The organism is Sphingomonas sp. PWP1-2 (assembly GCF_049898305.1).
Lineage (GTDB): Bacteria > Pseudomonadota > Alphaproteobacteria > Sphingomonadales > Sphingomonadaceae > Sphingomonas > Sphingomonas glacialis.
On the sequence record NZ_JAFCXM010000003.1, the window covers coordinates 142,844 to 161,320 of the forward strand.

Here is an 18,477-nt window from a genome sequence, read left to right on the forward strand (position 1 = left end):
GCCGGCGGCGACGCTCAATTACGGTTCCACCTATTCCTACACCGCCGTCAGCAGCGCTGGCGCTTCGCTGCCCTTTTCCGTGGCGATTGCGCAGAACGGCCTGAGCTCGACGGCCATTGCGAACACGCAGATGCCGGCGATCGGGACGTTGATCACAGGCCCCGATGCGACCAAACGCGACCTCGTCTTCGGCGGAATTTTTGCGGGCCGGACCACCGACCTGACCAGCGGAACGCGGGTCATCACGGTGACCTTCACATTCCCCACGCCAATTCGCGACTTCTCGGTCGTCACGCACGATATCGATTTCACGCTCAACCAGTATCGGGATTGGATCATGATAACGGGGGCGAGCGGCGCGACCACCTATACGCCCGTGCTCACCACCCCGTGGGGGAACGGCAACGGCGCAACGGCGCCACGGACGGCAACCGGATCCGCGCTCACGTCAGGCGCCACGACTGCGCCGGTAACGCTCGCTGCGACGCAGGCGGCCGGCACCGGCGCTTCGAACAACAACTCCGATGACGGCACGATCACTGCGACGTTTGCGCAACCCGTCACGACGGTCGTGCTGCGGTACGGAAACTATCCGTTCCAGTCGGGCGAAACCACGACGGGTCAACAAGGCGCTGGCATTGCGTCGATCAGTGCATGTCCGATGCCGTCGCTGTCGGTGACCAAAGCATCGGCGCCACGTTCCGGAAATTTCGGGGCGTACAACTTGCCCGGCACCGACGTGGTTTACGTGTTTTCGGTGTCGAATACTGGAAACAGTCCGGTCGATCCGGGCACGATCATTCTTACCGACATCTTTCCCGCCGGGATAACCTACCTCAACACAAATTTCGATGGCACCACCGCGTTGCCCGTCAAGCTCGTTTCCGGGACGAGCGGGGTTACACTCGCCGCTGCCAACATAAGCTACTCGAACGACAAGGGGGTGACCTGGTCCTATGCCCCGTCGAATGGCTACGACCCATTGGTGAACGCCATTCGCATCACGCCCTCGGGCAATATGGCCGCGAATTCCAATTTCACCTTGTCGTTCGCAGCCTCGATCAAATAGCAATACGAGGCCCTGATCGATCACCGGTCCTTCGACGAACAGACATCGGAAGTTGGCTTGAGCGCCCGCGAATGGGTCGATTGCCGGTGCGCTGCGCTCGCCGCAGGATCGCGGCGCTTCATCGAGTCTCCCCCCCCCTATCGGCGGTCGGTCGGCACGCGAAAATCGACGGGGGCGGTAAGGGGGTAGCGGTCCCACTCGCCGCGCGTGCGAGGGTCGCCGACGTCCTTGTCCAACGCCGAGCCGGAATAATAGACGAACGGCTTGCCTGGCTCGACCTTGCGCGCGATCGCCATGCGCGCCATCCTGGGCGCTCCAGAAAGAGCGGATGCCGTGCGCGCGGTCGACCGTCAGCGCGCCTTCGCTCGCGCCGATCGGACGGTGGCCGATGCCGATGCCGACGATCAGCGGACCCGGCTTGTCCGACGACAGCGTCGAGACCATCCGCGTGAACCGCGTGCCGAGCGGCAGCGTGAAGCGGCGCGTCTCCGATACACGGCGATCGACCTGGACTGGCCAGGGCGCATAATCGACCTCGAAGTCAGCGGCATCGGGGCCGTTCGTGAGGATGCGGTAGCGGGTGTAATTGCGCGAGGTCCACAGCTTGTTGTCGTGCCAGATCCTAAGCCCGAGGGTGGCTCGGCCGCCTCGGAGTGGCGGCCTGCTACGCGACGGCGGCACCGGCCAAGAGGAGCAGCGTGCCGGCGAGCAGGCGCGAGGGCGCGCGCGGTCACTGGATCACCTCCGCCACGCCCGTCGCCGACGCGGGCCGGGCGAGCGTCGGGGTGGTGCCCGCGCCGTTGAACGGGGTCAGCCGGAAGCTGAAGCTGCGCGGCGCGAGCGCGATCCGGTAGCGCGGGAGCGCTCGCCCGGTCTGGTCCCATTGCGTATCGCCGCCGATCCCGGACTGGACTGCATCGATCATCAACGAAACCGCATCATGCGGAACGATGTCCGAGCTGCGGCGCGTGCCCGGCGCGCGGTGCGACAGATCGTCGTACGGGAACGCGAGCGCGTTCATCGACAGCGGCGCGTCGCCCTGGACGCGCAGACCGCCCGCGGCGTGATCCGACAGTTCCATCCAGCGCACATCGACCTTGTTGCCGGTTTCCTGCGGCCGCATGTAATCGTGGTTCTGCTCGGCGATTGCTCCGCGCCACAGGCCGAGCGGCGCGCTGGTCTTGCGATCCGCATAGCTTTCGTGCGGGCCGCGGCCATACCATTCGAGCGTGTCGAAGCTGGCGGGCATGGCATAGGCCAGGCCGATCCGCAGCGGATCGGGCAAATCGGTGCGCAGCGGCGTGAAGCTGCCCTCGACCGCCACGCTGCCGTCGCCCGCCATCGCGTAACGCGTGACGAAACGCGCGACGTCCTGGCCGATGCGGTAGCGGATCGTGACGTCGGCGCTGCCCCGCGTCGCATGCTGCTCGACTGCCTCGACGGTGCGATCGCTCGAGGCTGCCTTCCAGGCGGCATGGGTGCGCTCGACGCCGACGCCGACGTCGTTGTCGGTCAGGGCGCGGTAGAAATCGGGCGTTCCGCCGCGCAGCAGCGTGCGACCGTTGGCGGCATAGCGGACGAGCAGCCCGGTCTTGCGATCGAGCACGAGTTCGGCCCCGGCTGCGCGCAGCGTGATCGTGGTGCCCGCCTGCGAGACGTCGACCTTGCCCGTGGGGGCGGGCTTGGCGGCTGCCACTGCGTTGCCGAGGGGGAACTGTTCCCAGCCGATCACCTGGCCCGCGGCGATCCCCGGGGTGCCACCGTCTTTGGCCCGGGCGATTAGGTTGAGCAAATATTCGGCGCCCGGCTTGCGCGCGATCGCGGGCAGCGCGAGCGTCGTCGTCTCGTGGCCGTGCGCCGCAGTCGCGAGCGCGGGCATCGTCCCGCGCGCGACGACGACGCCGTCCTCGAGCATTTGCCAACCGAGATCGAGCCCGGCGAGGCTCGCGAAATCATAATGGTTGGCGACGCGCACCGCACCGCTGGCCGGGTCGAAGCCCTCGAACTGGATCGGCGCATAGACCTTGGTCAGCTCGAACAGCTGCGGGTTGGGCGTGCGGTCGGACTGGATCAAACCGTCGCCGAATTCCAATTCGCCGCCGGGGTTGGGGCCATATTCGCCGCCCATCCCCCAATAGCGCCGCCCGTCCTTGGTCTTGCGATACATCGACTGGTCAACCCAATCCCAGATGAAGCCGCCCTGGAGCTTGTCGGGATGCGCATAGATCGCGTCCCAATATTCCTTCAGGTCGCCGCCCGAATTGCCCATCATATGCGCATATTCGCACAGGATCAGCGGCTGGCGGAAAGACCAGTTGGTCGCGTAATCCACGAGCTTGGCGGCGGTGTCGTACATCGGCGCATAGATGTCCGCAAAGTCGTTGGGGTGGTGCTCGAACCGCCCGTCCCACGTGCCCCAGCCGAGATAGCTGACGAGCCGCGCCGGATCGCGCTGCTTAGCGGCCGCTGCCGCGGCAGCGAAGTTCGGGCCGATCCCGGCCTCGTTGCCGAGCGACCAGAAGATGATCGAGGGGTGGTTCTTGTCGCGCTCGATCATGTTGGTGACGCGCGTGACGTGTGCGGCCTTCCACGCCGGATCGAAGCCGAGCTGATACGTCCCACGCTGCTCGGGATGCTTGTTGGCGAAGTCCATATAGGCGTGGCTCTCGATATCGGCCTCGTCCATGACATACAGGCCATAGCGGTCGGCGAGCTCGTAGAGCCGTGGGTCGTTGGGGTAATGCGAGGTGCGGATCGCGTTGATGTTGGCGCGCTTCATCAGCTGGATGTCGCGCTCCATCGATTCGAGCGAGATGACGTGGAAGGTCTCGGGATCATGCTCGTGGCGGTTGACGCCGCGGATCGTGATCGGCTGGCCGTTGACGGTGACGAGGCCGTTCTGGATCGCTACGCTGCGGAAGCCGATCCGGCTGTAGGTCGACTGCACGATCCCGCCTTTCGCGTCGTAGAGCTCGACCAGCAGCATGTAGAGGTTGGGCGTCTCGGCGGTCCAAGGCTTCACTTGCGGGATCGTCGTCGCGATCGAGACGGTGCGTTCGGCGGGGGCGGCGGCAATCGCGGTCGACTTTTCCGTGACCACACGCTCGCCATCGAGCAGCACGATCCGCGCGCTGGTCGCCGCCTTGGCCGGGGTCACCGCGAGATCGACCGCGAGCTTGCCGTCGCGATAGCGCTCGTCGAGCCCGGCATGGACGAAGAAATCGCGGATCCGGGTCTTGGGCGCCGCCATCAGAAACACTTCGCGCTCGATGCCCGAAACGCGCCAGAAATCCTGGTCCTCGAGATAGCTTCCGTCGGACCAGCGATAGACCTGGATCGCGATCGTGTTGTGGCCGGGCTTGAGATAGCGGCTGACATCGAATTCGGACGGCAGCTTGCTGTCCTCGGAATAGCCGACCTTGGCGCCGTTGACCCAGACGTAATAGGCCGAGCCCGCGGCACCGATATGCAGGATCACGTCGCTGCCCGACCAGCCCGCCGGCACCTCGACATCGCGACGGTACGATCCGACCGGGTTGGTCGCGTGCGGGATCAGCGGGCGGTTGGCGGGGAAGGGGTAGGTGATGTTGTTGTAGCGCGCCTGGTCGAAGCCTTCGGCCTGCCAGTCGGCGGGGACCTTGATCGTCTTCCACTGCGAGACGTCGTAGTCGGGCTTCTCGAACCCCGCCGGCAGCTGGTCGGCATTGGGCGACAGCGCGAACGCCCATTGTCCGCTCAGCAGCAGGAAGCGATCGGACTTGGTGCGGTGCCCGGCGATCGCCTTGGCGCGGCTCTCGAACGGGAAGCCCGTCGCGCGCGGCGGTTCCTTTCCGATGGCGAAGACGGCAGGATTTTCCCAATCCGGGCGATCGGGCGAAACTTGCGGCTGGATCGGCGCGACCGGCGCGCCTTGCGCTGCCGCCGCCATGGGCGTGAGACACGCGACACCGCTGAGGAATAGGGGGAATGCCGACCGCACGATGCGCCTCTCCGTTGACCGTAGCGCTCAGCGCTCTTCGATGTTAGCAGTTATGCTACAACTGCAAAATTAGTCTGACAAGAAGCCAGCGCTCCGGTGTATTGGGGGCGGTGGGAGGGAAATGGCGATGGCCCGAAATTCCGCATCGTTGACCGATGGGCTGTTCGCCAAGCTTTAAGAACGGATCCGTACGGGCGCACTGCCGCCGGGCTCGCGTTTCCCGACACAGCTTGAAATCTCAGCGGCGGAGAATGTCAGCCGGACGGTGGTACGCGAGGCGGTCGCGCGGCTGTCGGCGCAGGGGCTGACGACCTCGCGCCAGGGATCGGGCGTGTTCGTCGCCACAACCGCGCAATACCGCGCGTTCCAAGTGACGCGCGACCGTGCTTACGCCGCCAAGGTCCAGGGTGAGCATGAGGCGATCCTCGATGCGATCGTACGGATGGACTCGACGCGCGCGCGAGGCGGCGCGACATCACATGCAGGAAAGCCTCAGCCGCCACTCGCAGCTGAGCGAGACGACCAGCCTGCGCCCGAAAGGGGAGGATAGCGGCTCGAGCGATTGACGAGCGCATTCGGGTTGTCCTACAAATAGTGCGATCCCGACGTCAAAATCCGGAGCGGCCGGGTCGGTGAACGGCCGGAATGCCTAGGTGATGCCGATCGGGCCTTCGACCATCCCGCGCCGCGAAGCGCTTCCAGCTCCGACCGCCACCGCAGCCACGATTACCGATGCCGCGCGCCGCGCCGCGCCACGCCGGATCGTATCGCTGAATGCTCTGCGGGCTACTGTTTGCCGCCACCGCGATCAACTCTGTCGACCGCCAGATGATCAGCGTGCCCACGCCGTTGCTGCAGGCCGATCTCGGCCCCGACGACCGCTTGTTTCATTACATGGGGCAGGAGGGTGCTTGGCATATCGTGCTGGCGAACGAGGAGGCGGTGATCTTGCCGCCGCTGAGGTTGAACGCACGGTTGAAACGCGCGCCTCCCTCAAGTTCGACGCCGCGCGTGCGCAGTTTGCCGAGCTTGGCGAGGCGGAATGTGGATTTCTCCGTCGGCAAGCGTCTCGATGCACGGCACTTGGAATTTGTCGACGTCGTCCTGGGGTATCAAGCCGTCAGGCGAGACGCCAACCTGTAGCACAGCGTTCGATGCTCGCGTCACCCGTGGGCGCGCGACTGGACGTGCAGGCGGCATAACGCAGCTTGGGCGCGTGTCCTAAAGCGCGCGCGGCTCACCATCGGCCAGCACATGCGTGCACAGCTGCGCCTCGGGTGTGTCGCCGGCCTCGAGCGCGGCGACGGTGACCCAGCCTGCCGCGCGCATCGCTGCCGCCACTGCCGGGTCGGTCCCCAACGGCACGAACAGCCGGCGCCGGTCGACCTCGGCGAGCCCCGCCGCGACGATCGCGTCGGCATAGAGCGAGAAGCCGACCGCCGTCTCTTCCGCGCCATTTTCGTGGACGATGGTATAGGTACCGCCGCGGCCGATCTCGCCGAGCACGCCACCAGCGAAGATCGAGAAGCCCAGCCAGCTCTGATATTCGAAGCCGTGGCGCTCGGTCGGGTCGAGCGTCAGCGCGACGCGGCCCTTCAGCCCCTCGGCGATCTGCCACAGCCCGTCGAGCCGCGAGGTCAGCGCGCCACCCGCATCGAACGCGCACAGCCGGTCGTGCGCGGACTCGAACGGGCCAGCGGCCTCGATCAGCGGGAGATAGGCGGGCGCCAGCGCGGCGACAGCACCAGCGTCCTTGGCGTCGAGCCGGTCGCGCAGGGTATCGATCTGGCCGGGTTCGACCGGGAAGGGGCCGCGCGCCAGCACGTCGATCAGGTCGGGCAGCGTGAAGTCGATCGAGACGTTGGACACGCCCGCGGCGGCGAGTGCGGCAACCGCGACCTCGACGATCTCGCGCGCGGCGGCGATCGTGTCGAGGCCGATCAACTCGCAGCCGATCTGGCGCATCTCGCGCTCGGGGGAGAGTTGCGAGGCGCGCAGCTTGAGCACGGGGCCGGCATAGGACAGGCGGACGGGACGGGGATGGTGGCCCATCCGCGTCGCGGCGATGCGGCCGATCTGCGCGGTCATGTCGGGGCGGATCGCGAGCGTCGCCTGCGAAACGGGGTCGACGAAGCGCACCGCGTCCTGCGCGCGCGCGGCCTTGAGGCGACCGGCGAGCCCGGCCTCGAACTCGGCGAGCGCAGGGTCGGCGCGTTCGTAGCCATAAGCATGTGCCGCGCCGAGCAGCGCTTGCTCGAGCCGCGCGGCGGCGTCGGCGAAGGGCGGGAGCCGGTCGTGGAAGCCGGTCGGGAGGAGGGAAGATGTCATGCGCGCGCCTTGCCCGAAGCGCGATTGCAGCGAAAGCCGCAATCGCGCTTCGGAGAGGATCAGAACGCCAGGCCCATCGCGGTCTTCACGCCCGCCAGCGCGCGGACTTGCGCGAGCAGATCGGGCGTCAGCGCTTCGTCGATCGACAGGAGCAACACCGCCTCGCCACCGGCCGAACGGCGACCCAAGTGGAAAGTGCCGATGTTGACGCAGCCCGTGCCGAGCAACGTGCCCAAACGCCCGATAAAGCCGGGTGCGTCCTCGTTGACGACGTAGAGCATGTGCCCGGCGAGATCGGCCTCGACCTTGATGCCGAACAGTTCGACCAGGCGCGGCGCGGCGTCCCCGAACAGCGTGCCCGCAACCGACCGCTCGCCCGCATCGGTCTTGACCGAGACGCGCAGCAGCGTGTGGTAATCGCCTTCGCGCTCGGTGCGGACTTCGCGCACTTCCATGCCGCGCTCCTTGGCGAGGAGCGGTGCGTTGACCATGTTGACCGTGTCGGTCTGCGTCCGCAGGAAGCCGGCGAGGACTGCCGACACCATCGGCTTCTGGTTGAGCTCGGCGGCAGCGCCTTCGCTGTGGATCGAGATCCGCCCGATCGAGCCCGTCGTGAGCTGGCCGACCAGCGAACCGAGCTTCTCGGCGAGCGCCATGTACGGCTTCAGGCGCGGTGCTTCCTCGGCGGAAAGCGACGGCACGTTGAGCGCGTTGGTGATGCCGCCCGACATCAGATAATCCGACATCTGCTCGGCGACCTGGATCGCGACATTGACCTGCGCTTCATCGGTCGAGGCACCGAGATGCGGCGTCGAGACGAAGTTGGGCGTGCCGAACAGCGGGTTGCTCTTGGCCGGCTCTTCGACGAACACGTCGAGCGCCGCGCCGCCGATATGCCCCGAATCGAGCCCGGCCTTGAGCGCCGCCTCGTCGATCAAGCCGCCGCGCGCGCAGTTGATGATGCGCACGCCCTGCTTCGTCTTGGCGAGATTCTCCGCCGACAGGATGTTGCGCGTCTGGTCGGTGAGCGGGGTGTGGAGCGTGATGAAATCGGCGCGCGCGAGCAGTTCGTCGAGTTCGACCTTCTCGACGCCAAGTTCGACGGCACGTTCGGGCGAGAGGAACGGATCGTAGGCGACGACCTTCATCCGCAGGCCGAGCGCACGGTCGGCGACGATGCCGCCGATGTTGCCCGCGCCGATCAGGCCGAGCGTCTTGGCGGTGAGCTCGACCCCCATGAAGCGGTTCTTCTCCCACTTGCCGGCCTGGGTCGACGCGTCGGCCTCGGGCAGCTGGCGCGCGAGCGCGAACATGAGGGCGATGGCGTGCTCGGCGGTGGTGATCGAATTGCCGAACGGGGTGTTCATCACGACGACGCCCTGCGCCGATGCGGCGGGGATATCGACATTGTCGACGCCGATGCCGGCGCGGCCGATGACCTTCAAATTGGTCGCGGCGGCGAGGATCGCCTTGGTCACCTTGGTCGAGCTGCGGATGGCGAGGCCGTCATATTGGCCGATGATCGCGATGACTTCTTCGGGGGTCTTGCCGGTGATCTCGTCGACCTCGACGCCGCGTTCGCGGAAGATCTGGGCGGCTTTGGGGTCCATTTTGTCGGAAATGAGGACTTTTGGCATGGAATATACTCCGTCGCCCCGGCGTAGGCCGGGGCCGCTATGGGGGATGTGCTGCGGTCAGTTCCGCAGCGGCCCCGGCCTCCGGGCCCCATCAAAGTATCACTTTGATGGGAGCCCTCCGCCGAGGCGACGTCAATCAGGCGGCCTTGGCAGTCGCGTAGGCCCAATCGAGCCACGGGCCGAGCGCGACAACGTCGGCGGTGTCGACCGTAGCACCGCACCAGATGCGCAGGCCCGGCGGCGCGTCGCGATAGCCGGCGACGTCATACGCTGCGCCCTGCTTTTCGAGCAGGCCGGCGAAGGTCTTGATAAACGCCTCGTCGGCGCCCTCGACCGTCAGGCACACGCTGGTCTTCGAGCGCGTTGCCTCGTCGGCCGCCAGGTGACCGAGCCACGAACGCTCCGCCACGATCTGGTCGAGTGCTGCGGCATTGGCGTCCGAGCGGGCGATCAGCCCGTCCGCGCCGCCAATCGACTTCGCCCATTCGAGTGCTGCGATGCAATCCTCGACCGCGAGCATCGATGGCGTATTGATCGTCTCGCCCTTGAACACGCCTTCGGTGAGCTTGCCCTTCGAGACGAGGCGGAACACCTTCGGCAGCGGCCAGGCGGGGGTGTAGCTCTCGAGCCGCTCGACTGCGCGCGGGCCGAGGATCAGCACGCCGTGCGCGCCCTCGCCGCCGAGCACCTTCTGCCACGAGAAGGTCGCGACATCGATCTTTGCCCAGTCGATGTCGTAGGCGAACACCGCGCTGGTCGCGTCGGCGAAGGACAGGCCCTCGCGGGTCTCGGGGATCCAGTCGGCGTTGGGTACGCGCACGCCCGAAGTGGTGCCGTTCCAGGTGAACAAAACGTCGTTCGACCAATCGACCGCGTCCAGATCCGGCAGCTGGCCATAATCGGCGCGCACGACGGTGGGATCGATCTTGAGCTGCTTGACCGCATCGGTGACCCAGCCTTCGCCGAAGCTTTCCCAGGCGAGCGCGGTGACGGCACGCGCGCCCAGCATCGTCCACATCGCCAGTTCATAGGCACCCGTGTCGGAGCCGGGGACGATGCCGATGCGGTGCGTGTCGGGGAGCTTGAGCAGTTCGCGCATCAAATCGATGCAGAGCTGGAGGCGCGTCTTGCCGATCTTCGAACGGTGCGAGCGGCCGAGCGATTCGGTAGCGAGGTTTTCGGGGGACCAGCCGGGCGGTTTCGCACACGGGCCGGATGAGAAGTAAGGACGCGCCGGTTTGATCGCCGGGACGGCAGGTACGTCAGTCATGTAGTCTCTCCTTACAGAGAGCACGCGCGGCGTTGGGACCGCGTGGCCCGTCGACGGTCCTAGAGCCCGCGCAGCGCGCGTCAAGCGATGAGTCGTTCGTCGCAAGGTTGTGGCGGCGTTAACTACCACGTTGGTATCGAGTCGCCATGTCGCGCCGCTCTCTCACCGTCCTCGTGTCGCTGCTGCTCGCCGCCTGTTCGAGCGGACACGACCAGCGCCCGCCGACTCGCCCGCGCGGGAGCCGGCCGATCACGCTCAGCCTGCCGACGAGTCGCGAGACGCAAGCGTGCTTCGCCGATCTGTCGCGCGAGGATGTGCGCTATTCGCCCTTGCCCGATCGCGATTATGGCGGTGGCTGCCAGATCGTCGGGGCGGTGCAGTTGATCGACATCGGTGTTCCCGTCACCAATCTGAAGGCGATGCGCTGCGGCCTCGCGCGCAGCTTTACCGGCTGGATCGAACATGCCGTCGCGCCTGCCGCGCGGCAAATGCTCGGCAGCGACGTGGTCCGCGTCGAAAGCATGGGGACATATGCGTGTCGCGCCGTGATCGGATCGGCGGCGGGGGCGGGGCGGTTGTCGGGCCACGCGCTTGCCAATGCGGTCGATGTGTCCGCGGTCGTGCTGAGGAACGGGCGGCGAATCACGGTCCAGCAGGACTGGAACGGCGGCGATCCCAATGCGCGGGCGTTCCTGCGCGCGATCCACGATTCGGCGTGCCGCCGCTTCGGCACGGTGCTCAGCCCGGACTACAATGCGGCGCACGCCAACCACTTCCATTTCGAGGACGATCACAAGGCGTTCTGCCGCTAGGCTTCAAATTCGCGCGCGCGGCGCTTAGATGCGGTGGATGACAGAGACACCGAAATCGGGAACGCCCGACGCCACGCACCCTGACAGCCACAGCCCCGACACGCATACGCATGTCCCAGCCCGCGTCTTTGCGCGTGCACGCCAGGACGCCGAGAATGCCAAGGCCGCCGTCAGCACCCCGCAGACCGAGAACCCGGCCTATCGCCTCGCCTTCCAGGACATGGACTTCCTGCTGCGCGAGGATCTGCGCCCGGTCCGCTTCCAGCTCGAGTTGCTCAAGCCGCAGCTGATCCTCGACGAGGCCAAGATCGGCTCGACCTTCGTGATGTACGGATCGGCGCGGATTCCCGAGCCGTCCAAGGCGCAGGCGCTGCTCGATCTCGCGCGCAACGCGGTCGATCGCAACGAAGCGTCGATCCGCATTGCCGAGAGCTTGGTCGAGAAGTCGAAATATTACGACGTTGCTTATGAACTCGCGCAGCTCGTCAGCGCCTTCCCGGTCGACGAGGAGGGCAAGCGCCAGTTCGTCGTCTGCTCGGGCGGCGGGCCGTCGATCATGGAAGCGGCTAACCGCGGTGCGGCCGAGGCGGGGTACGAATCGGTCGGGCTCAACATCGTGCTGCCGCACGAGCAAGCGCCGAACCCCTATGTGACGCCCGCGCTGTCGATGCAGTTCCACTATTTCGCGCTGCGCAAGATGCACTTCCTGCTCCACGCGCGTGCGCTTGCGGCCTTCCCGGGCGGGTTCGGGACGTTCGACGAGTTGTTCGAGCTGCTGACGCTGATCCAGACGGGCAAGATCGCGCCGATCCCGGTGCTGCTCTACGGTCGCAAATTCTGGGAGCGCGTCGTCAATTTCGATGCGCTGGTCGAGGAAGGCGTCGTCTCGGCGAAGGATCTGAGCATCTTCACCTTCGTCGAAACCGCCGAGGAAGGCTGGGCGGTGGTGAAGGACTTCTACCGCGACAAGGACTGAGCCCTTCTTCGCCCCTCCCCTGAAGGGGAGGGGCTTTTCCTTCTGAGGTTATTTGGCGACCGGCGCCGCGGTCTCGCGGCCGAGCGGCGAGGAGGAGACCTTGCCGGCTGCGGCGGGCGCGGTCTCGTTGCCGAGACCGGCTGCGCTTGGCGAGGCCTTGCCGCCCGGATCGGCCGCGCCAGCCGCTGGCGGCGCCTTGGCGTCGGTTGCGGTCGGCGCACCGGCCGCGGGGGCGGGCAGCGGCAGGTTCGACCCCTGCGTGTTGAGATAGAGGATCACGTCGGCACGATCCTTGGCGTCGGTCAGACCGGCAAAGGTCATCTTGGTGCCTGCGGCATAGGCGCGCGGGCTGGTCAGCCACTTGTTAAGCTGATCGAAATCCCACTTCTTGCCAGCGCCCGCGGTCTTGAGCGCGTCGGAGAAGGCGTAGCCCGCCTTGCCTTGCGCGATCGCCTCGCCGACGGTGCCCCACAGGTTCGGGCCGATGCCGTTGGCGCCGCCCTGGGCGACGGTGTGGCAGGCGCCGCACTTCTTGAAGACATCGGCGCCGTGCGTCGCGTCGGCGGTGGCGAGCAGATCGGCGATCGGCTTGTCGGGCGCGGCGGGGCCGCCGCCACCAGCGTCGTCGGCCGGTGCCTCGATTGGATAGCCTTCTTTCTCAGACGTGATCGGCGCGACAATCATGTGGCCGGCAATACCGAGCGCGAGCGCAGCCGCCATGCTGCCCAAAATCCAGCCCGCAATCGTGTTGGTCCGGTTATCCATGCTCGTTTTTCCGCCTCTGCCGCAGGAGGGTCCCCCTGAAGGACCACGTAGTTGGTTTGACCCATAGATTCGCGCGGGGCGCACCGCAAGCCAAGCTTGCCGCACGGATGCAAGGCGGTTACCGCCCGGCTCCCATGGAAAATTTCGCCGAACCCGCCCGCGCGCTCGTCGCCCAGATGACCCAGGCCGCCGCCGCCGCGCCCGACCGCGCGGTCGCCTTTCAGGGCGCGCCCGGCGCCAATTCGCATATCGCCGCAGTGGAGGCGTTCCCCGACGGGCTGCCGCTGCCGTGCTTCGACTTCGCCGACGCGATCGACGCGGTGCGCGACGGGCGGGCGGATTGTGCGATCATCCCGATCGAGAATTCGCTCCACGGCCGCGTCGCCGACATCCATTTCCTGCTCCCCGAATCGGGGCTGGTGATCACCGGCGAGCATTTCCTCGGCATTCGCTATGCGCTGATGGGGCAGGGGCCGCTCTCGGGCGTGCGCGAGGCGATGAGCCATCCGCAAGCGCTCGGCCAATGCCGCCACTGGCTGCGCGAGCGCGGCATCGCGCCGGTCGCCTATCCCGACACCGCGGGTGCTGCGGCGGTGGTGGCCGAGCGTGGCGACCCGACGCTCGCGGCGCTCGCCCCGCCGGGTGCGGCGGCGCTGTACGGGCTCGAGACGCTCGCCAGCGACATTGCCGACGCCGATCACAACACGACGCGCTTCGTCGTGCTGGCGCGCGCTGGGCATCCGCCGATCGGCGAGGGGGCGTGGATGACGACGCTGATCTTCGAGGTGAAGAACGTCCCCGCCGCGCTCTACAAGGCGATGGGCGGGTTTGCGACCAACGGCGTCAACATGACCAAGCTCGAAAGCTATCAGCGCGGCGGGAGCTTTGCCGCGACCGAATTCTACGCCGATGTCGAGGGGCGACCGGGCGAGCCTGGGCTCGATCGGGCGCTTGAGGAACTGGGGTTCCATTCGAAATGGGTGCGCGTGCTGGGGACGTATCGGCGCGCGCGGGCGCGGGGGTGAGGTGCGGCGTCGCAGCGGACGCGATTGCTGCGGACGTCGGTTGCAGCCCCTCGGCAAAAGCCGCATTCTCGCCGTGCTGGACAGCATCGGGAGGGCGGCATGATCGCATTAAGGGGATTTCTGGTTGCGGCTTGGATCGTGCTAATAACCTACACGGGGGTCGTTGTCGCGAGGCACGGTCTCGGTTTCCTGCCGATTTTTTTCGATGACATCGCCTCAGGCCAATGGCCGGGGCAGTTTAACCTCGACTTCTCGTGCTTGCTCTTGCTCGCGGCGCTGTGGACGGCGTGGCGGAACAGCTTTTCGGGCGTCGGCATGGTACTCGCGATCATCGCGTTTGTCGGGGGCGCTGGATTTTTGCTGCCCTATCTGGCGGTGCTGACGATCACGACACGCGGTAACATGGCAAGCGTTTTGCTCGGGCCGGCGCGGGCGAGCCAAGTCTAGGTTCTGGGGCGGCGACCGCTCACCCGCAAGATCCAGTCCTGAATCGGTCCATTCACCGGACGGCGGAACCGTAGCACCGATCCCGGTGCCGGCGGTGCTTGACTCGATTGACCCCAAGACCTGGTCTTTACTGTGGCGATCGTTTCGATTCTTGCACGAATGCAGTCAAGCAGGTCAGACGATTTCAAAGAGCAGCGTAGTACATATCATGAACGCGGCGTGTAGGACAGCGCAATGTCCGCTCTCGACCAGACCGAGACATTCCCGGTCACAATTACGCCCCCGATTGCGGACATTCGTCCGGAGCGTTAGCCAACTCCCATGAACGACGGTCGATCACTTGATAGTTACCGTGTCGCTCAATCCGCCGTGTCGATCGGCAGCTTTTTCGTATGTGCAGCTTGGCTCGTCGTGGCGCTGCTCGCCCTGCTGGTCTGGTTTATGGGCGACTGCATCGGCGATACTCAGTGCCAGCCGGGTCGAAGCTACGCCCTGCTCACCATATGTCTTATTGGACTCGGCGGGTTCGCTTGTGCCGTTGCAGCAAGGCGGTTCGTTCTGCGCAAGATGGCTCTACGGATTGCACGAGCAGACTGGTAGAATCGGCGCGAAACGTCCGCTAATTGCTTTTAAGCCCCTAAACCGGCCTGTCCGAAGTCCATCAATTGCAGACAACGGCTATGCTACAAACCAAGAATGGACGATGTCCTGTTCATCGCTTGGGCTGAAGCCATCGTCGAATTTGTCGATGAACGCTATGGTCGAGCAGCTGCTTGGATGGCCGCCCTAGCGATGCTGGGCGTGTTTGTGGCGGTGATCGCTGGACTGATATGGTGGATCGCTTGCTGAAGCTGGATGTCCGCTAACGGCAATTATCCCTCGGCCCAAGCCTTCAACAACGTATACGCGATCGCGTAAGGCGGCGGCGGCAGGAAGGGTCCTTCGCCGCCCGCCAGCACCGCGCGCACGTCATCGCGCGACACCCAGATCGCGTCCTCGAGCTCGTTGGTGTCGAGCGTGATCGCGTCGTCTTCGGCGGTGCCGACGCAAGCAATCATCAGCGAGGAGGGGAAGGGCCAGGGCTGGCTCGCGATGTAGCGCACGCCCGAAACGCGCACGCCCGCTTCCTCCATGATCTCGCGCGCGACCGCTTCCTCGATCGATTCGCCGGGCTCGAGGAACCCCGCCAGCGCCGAATAGCGGCCGGGCGGGAACGCCGGCTGGCGGCCGAGCAGCGCGCGGCCATCATGTTCCGCGATCATGATTACCACGGGGTCGACGCGTGGGAAGTGTTCCGCCTTGCAATTGGGGCAGGCGCGGCCCCAGCCGGCGCGGAACAGCGCGGTCTGGTGCCCGCAATTCGCGCAGAACTGGTGGCGGCTGTGCCAGTCGAGCACCGAGCGCGCGGCGGCATAGGTCGCCGCTTCGCCGGGGGCGAACTGGTCGAGCAGTGCGAACAGCCGCGGCGAGCGCCCGGCGGGCGCGCGCATCCCCGGCAGGTACGCGGCGAAATGCGGGCGGCGCGACTCGTCGAAGCCGAGCAGGATGAGCTCTGCGTCCTCGGGCGGCCCGGCGAGCGAGGACCAGCCGAGCCGACCCTCGCCATCGAGTTCGGGCTCGAAGCGGTCGAGCCGCAGCACGCGCGCGCGCCAGTCGCTGCGTGCCGCGGCTAACCCCTCGGGATCGTGGCGCAGCGCATCGGCGCGGTCGAGCAGACCGCCGGTAAAGCCTGGGGACATCACGCTATGCCGATCACTTGCGCTGGAGCGAGGGGGCAAGGTCGGCATAAACCGCCTTGGTCGATTCGACGCGCAGCGGCCATTTGTCGCCCGGCAGATAATTGACCATGATCGTCGCGCGGACCTGGTTGACCGGATCGACCCAGGCGATCGTGCCCGCAGCCCCGCCCCAGCCATAGGTGCCCTTGGCCGGACCGCCGGGGACGTCGCCCAACGTCACCGAGCCGCCCGCGCCAAAGCCTTGCGCGTTGGTCGTGCCGCCCGTCGCCGAGACCGCGCCGGGATAGATCACGCCGGCGGGCAGCAAGTTCGACATGGCGAGTTTGGCGGTGGCGGGCTTGAGGATGCGCACGCCGTCGAGGCTGCCGCCGTTCTGGAGCATGTGGAGGAAGCGATCGTAATCGCCCGCCGAGGTGACGAGGCCTGCGCCGCCATAGGGGAAGCTCGGCTTCTGGAGAAAGACCGAGGTTGCGCCGGGATCGAGCGGGACGCGCGTGTTGCCGGCGATGAAATACCCCGTCGCGAGGCGGCGCGCTTCGGACGCGGGGACCTGGAAATAGCTCGAATTCATCTTGAGCGGAGTGAAGATCCGCTGCTGGAGGAAGGCGTCGAACGACTGGCCCGAGGCGACTTCGATCACGCGGCCGATCACGTCGAGGCCGATCGAATAGCTCCATTTGGTGCCGGGCTCGGCGATCAGCGGGAGCGTGGCGACCTTGTTGGCAAAGGCTTCCAGCGTCGCGGGGCGCTTGAGGCGGAGCTGCGCCTCGGTCTTGGCATCGGAGGTGAAGGGGGTGATGCCTGCGTCTTCATACGCTTTCAGCAGCGGGCCCTTGGTGATGATCGTGTAGCCGAGCCCGGCGGTGTGGGTGAGCAGGTTGCGGATCGTGATCGGCTTGGTCGCAGGGCGCGTCTCGAGCGAATCGGGGCTGATCTGGACGCGCATGGTTTTGAACGCGGGGATGAAGTCGCTGACCGGCTGATCGAGGCGCATCTTGCCCTCTTCGATCAGGATCATCGCGGCCATCGCGGTGATCGGCTTGGTCATCGAATAGACGCGCCACAGGCTGTCCTTGTCGACGCGCGGAGCGCCGGGCTCGTCGCCGAGCTTGCCGGAGGCGACGATCGCGGTTGGCGTCTGACCTTGGCCGAACGCGCCGACCACGCCGGGGATTTTGTTGCTGTTGATGTAATCGGTGAACAGCCCGAAGGTCTTCGGGAAGCGCGCCAGATCTTTGCTGCCAAGCCGTTCGGTCACGACGAAATCGTCGTTCGCAGCTGTCGCTGGAGCGGGTTGCTGGGGGACGGGCTGCGGTGACGCCTGCCCGGCGAGCGCCGCGGATCCGGCGATCGTCGCCAGCAACGTGATCGGAATCATCGCTCGAATCATGCTCTTGCCCTCCTGATGGCGTCCGCCGCCTTGGCGAATACCGTCGGCAGGCCCGCCGAGTCGATCTCGGTCACATCCCACCATTCGCCGTCGTCCGAATGCCCATCCACGCGCGCGACCGCAAGCGACAGTTCGAGCCGGAAGTGCGTGAAAACATGCGCGACGCTTTCGGGCAGCATCTCCCAGTCGGCGGCGAGTGGCGGATCGGCGAGGCCGGGCGGGGTGTCGGCCCACGGCCCGGTCGGCAGCGCGCGCATTCCGCCGAGCAGCCCGCGTGGTGGGCGGCGGACGAGCAGGACCTTGCCGTCGTGCTGCGCCCAGAAGATCGTGCCGTGGCGCTGCGGCTTGGCGAGCTTCGTCGCCTTGATCGGGAAGCCCTCGGGATTGCCGAGCCGGTAGGCCTCGCAGACGCTCGAGAGCGGGCAGGCGAGGCAGCGCGGGCTGCGCGAGGTGCAGACCGAGGAGCCGAGGTCCATCATCGCCTGTGCGAAATCGCCCGATCGCAGGTCGGGGGTGATCTCGTCAGTCGCCGCGCGCACTTCGGGCATACCCCCGGGGAGCTGGCGTTCGATCGCGAACAGCCGTGCGACGACGCGCGCGACATTGGCGTCGACCACCACCGCGCGTTCCCCAAACGCGATCGCGGCGATCGCGGCGGCGGTGTACGCGCCGACGCCGGGCAGCGCGCGCAGGCCGTCTTCGGTCGTCGGGAAATCGCCCAAGGCGACGACGGCGCGGGCGCAGGCGTGGAGGTTGCGGGCGCGGGCATAGTAACCAAGCCCTGCCCATGCCGCCATCAGATCGGCCTCGGGCGCGGCGGCGAGTGCCTCGACGCTGGGCCAGCGCGCGATGAACGCCTCGAACTTGGGGCGCACCGCGGCGACCGTCGTCTGCTGGAGCATGATCTCCGAGAGCCACACCCGGTACGGATCGGGCGCGTTGCTGCCGGGCGCGGCGCGCCACGGCAGATCGCGCGCATGGCTATCGTACCAATCGAGCAGGAGTTTTGCTGGCGGGGCGGAAGGACGCTTGGCGGACAC

At 66.6% G+C, this 18,477-nt stretch carries 17 protein-coding genes and 1 pseudogene; 8 read left to right on the forward strand and 10 right to left on the reverse strand.

Annotated elements, in window-relative coordinates:
* Nucleotides 1–79 precede the first annotated feature (79 nt).
* On the forward strand, nucleotides 80–1,069 hold the full coding sequence (locus ACP7C5_RS09095; protein ID WP_426264283.1) for a hypothetical protein: 990 nt from the start codon (nucleotides 80–82) through the stop codon (nucleotides 1,067–1,069).
* Nucleotides 1,070–1,206: 137 nt separating this feature from the next.
* Here the strand turns inward: ACP7C5_RS09095 and ACP7C5_RS09100 are convergent, their stop codons facing one another.
* From ACP7C5_RS09100 to ACP7C5_RS09110, 3 genes and pseudogenes are all read right to left on the reverse strand, one after another.
* Entirely contained in the window at nucleotides 1,207–1,365 is a 159-nt protein-coding gene (locus ACP7C5_RS09100; RefSeq protein WP_426264284.1) for a hypothetical protein, read from the reverse strand.
* A gap of 67 nt (nucleotides 1,366–1,432) precedes the next feature.
* Nucleotides 1,433–1,750: pseudogene (locus ACP7C5_RS09105) on the reverse strand (DUF4861 family protein); the annotation flags it as partial.
* Between the two features lie 49 nt (nucleotides 1,751–1,799).
* Nucleotides 1,800–4,997, reverse strand: a complete 3,198-nt coding sequence (locus ACP7C5_RS09110) for a glycoside hydrolase family 2 TIM barrel-domain containing protein (protein ID WP_426264271.1) — start codon at nucleotides 4,995–4,997, stop codon at nucleotides 1,800–1,802.
* A 286-nt stretch (nucleotides 4,998–5,283) separates the two neighbouring features.
* Here ACP7C5_RS09110 and ACP7C5_RS09115 point away from each other — a divergent pair, with 286 nt between their 5' ends.
* Together ACP7C5_RS09115 and ACP7C5_RS09120 are read left to right on the forward strand one after the other, a co-directional pair.
* Nucleotides 5,284–5,598, forward strand: coding sequence for a GntR family transcriptional regulator (locus ACP7C5_RS09115; RefSeq protein ID WP_426264272.1), 315 nt, complete (start codon nucleotides 5,284–5,286; stop codon nucleotides 5,596–5,598).
* Nucleotides 5,599–5,822: 224 nt separating this feature from the next.
* Nucleotides 5,823–6,191: a hypothetical protein gene (locus ACP7C5_RS09120; protein ID WP_426264000.1), complete on the forward strand. Its 369-nt coding sequence runs from the start codon at nucleotides 5,823–5,825 to the stop codon at nucleotides 6,189–6,191.
* 78 nt (nucleotides 6,192–6,269) lie between these two features.
* Here ACP7C5_RS09120 and ACP7C5_RS09125 read toward each other — a convergent pair whose 3' ends face one another.
* The 3 genes from ACP7C5_RS09125 to ACP7C5_RS09135 all read right to left on the reverse strand — a co-directional run bounded on the left by ACP7C5_RS09125 (nucleotide 6,270) and on the right by ACP7C5_RS09135 (nucleotide 10,283).
* Complete coding sequence (locus ACP7C5_RS09125; RefSeq protein WP_426264001.1) at nucleotides 6,270–7,376, reverse strand: ATP phosphoribosyltransferase regulatory subunit; 1,107 nt, start codon at nucleotides 7,374–7,376, stop codon at nucleotides 6,270–6,272.
* 59 nt (nucleotides 7,377–7,435) lie between these two features.
* The gene (serA, locus tag ACP7C5_RS09130; protein WP_426264002.1) at nucleotides 7,436–9,013 is read right to left on the reverse strand and encodes a phosphoglycerate dehydrogenase; all 1,578 of its coding nucleotides are present in this window, start codon (nucleotides 9,011–9,013) and stop codon (nucleotides 7,436–7,438) included.
* 136 nt (nucleotides 9,014–9,149) lie between these two features.
* Nucleotides 9,150–10,283, reverse strand: a complete 1,134-nt coding sequence (locus tag ACP7C5_RS09135; protein WP_426264003.1) for a phosphoserine transaminase — start codon at nucleotides 10,281–10,283, stop codon at nucleotides 9,150–9,152.
* 146 nt (nucleotides 10,284–10,429) lie between these two features.
* Between ACP7C5_RS09135 and ACP7C5_RS09140 the strand changes: the two genes are divergently transcribed.
* Together ACP7C5_RS09140 and ACP7C5_RS09145 are read left to right on the forward strand one after the other, a co-directional pair.
* On the forward strand, nucleotides 10,430–11,095 hold the full coding sequence (locus ACP7C5_RS09140; protein WP_133186283.1) for an extensin family protein: 666 nt from the start codon (nucleotides 10,430–10,432) through the stop codon (nucleotides 11,093–11,095).
* 37 nt (nucleotides 11,096–11,132) lie between these two features.
* Complete coding sequence (locus tag ACP7C5_RS09145; protein WP_426264004.1) at nucleotides 11,133–12,071, forward strand: LOG family protein; 939 nt, start codon at nucleotides 11,133–11,135, stop codon at nucleotides 12,069–12,071.
* Between the two features lie 48 nt (nucleotides 12,072–12,119).
* On the opposite strand, the gene ACP7C5_RS09150 is transcribed toward ACP7C5_RS09145, so the two are convergent.
* On the reverse strand, nucleotides 12,120–12,836 hold the full coding sequence (locus ACP7C5_RS09150; RefSeq protein WP_189675892.1) for a c-type cytochrome: 717 nt from the start codon (nucleotides 12,834–12,836) through the stop codon (nucleotides 12,120–12,122).
* 134 nt (nucleotides 12,837–12,970) lie between these two features.
* Here ACP7C5_RS09150 and ACP7C5_RS09155 point away from each other — a divergent pair, with 134 nt between their 5' ends.
* The 3 genes from ACP7C5_RS09155 to ACP7C5_RS09165 all read left to right on the forward strand — a co-directional run bounded on the left by ACP7C5_RS09155 (nucleotide 12,971) and on the right by ACP7C5_RS09165 (nucleotide 15,157).
* Complete coding sequence (locus ACP7C5_RS09155; RefSeq protein ID WP_426264005.1) at nucleotides 12,971–13,861, forward strand: prephenate dehydratase; 891 nt, start codon at nucleotides 12,971–12,973, stop codon at nucleotides 13,859–13,861.
* A 99-nt stretch (nucleotides 13,862–13,960) separates the two neighbouring features.
* Nucleotides 13,961–14,308, forward strand: a complete 348-nt coding sequence (locus ACP7C5_RS09160) for a hypothetical protein (protein ID WP_426264006.1) — start codon at nucleotides 13,961–13,963, stop codon at nucleotides 14,306–14,308.
* Between the two features lie 696 nt (nucleotides 14,309–15,004).
* Nucleotides 15,005–15,157 carry a hypothetical protein gene (locus tag ACP7C5_RS09165; RefSeq protein WP_426264007.1) on the forward strand — a complete coding sequence of 51 codons (153 nt, stop codon included), beginning with the start codon at nucleotides 15,005–15,007 and terminating at the stop codon, nucleotides 15,155–15,157.
* A gap of 23 nt (nucleotides 15,158–15,180) precedes the next feature.
* Here ACP7C5_RS09165 and nudC read toward each other — a convergent pair whose 3' ends face one another.
* From nudC to ACP7C5_RS09180, 3 genes are read right to left on the reverse strand one after another with little or no spacing between them, the layout of a single operon-like run.
* Nucleotides 15,181–16,047, reverse strand: coding sequence for an NAD(+) diphosphatase (gene nudC, locus ACP7C5_RS09170; RefSeq protein WP_426264008.1), 867 nt, complete (start codon nucleotides 16,045–16,047; stop codon nucleotides 15,181–15,183).
* 13 nt (nucleotides 16,048–16,060) lie between these two features.
* Nucleotides 16,061–17,437 (reverse strand): serine hydrolase domain-containing protein, encoded by a 1,377-nt coding sequence (locus tag ACP7C5_RS09175; protein WP_426264009.1) that lies wholly within the window; start codon nucleotides 17,435–17,437, stop codon nucleotides 16,061–16,063.
* The gene (locus ACP7C5_RS09180; protein WP_426264010.1) at nucleotides 17,434–18,477 is read right to left on the reverse strand and encodes an A/G-specific adenine glycosylase; all 1,044 of its coding nucleotides are present in this window, start codon (nucleotides 18,475–18,477) and stop codon (nucleotides 17,434–17,436) included. Before ACP7C5_RS09180 ends, ACP7C5_RS09175 begins: the two co-directional genes overlap by 4 nt.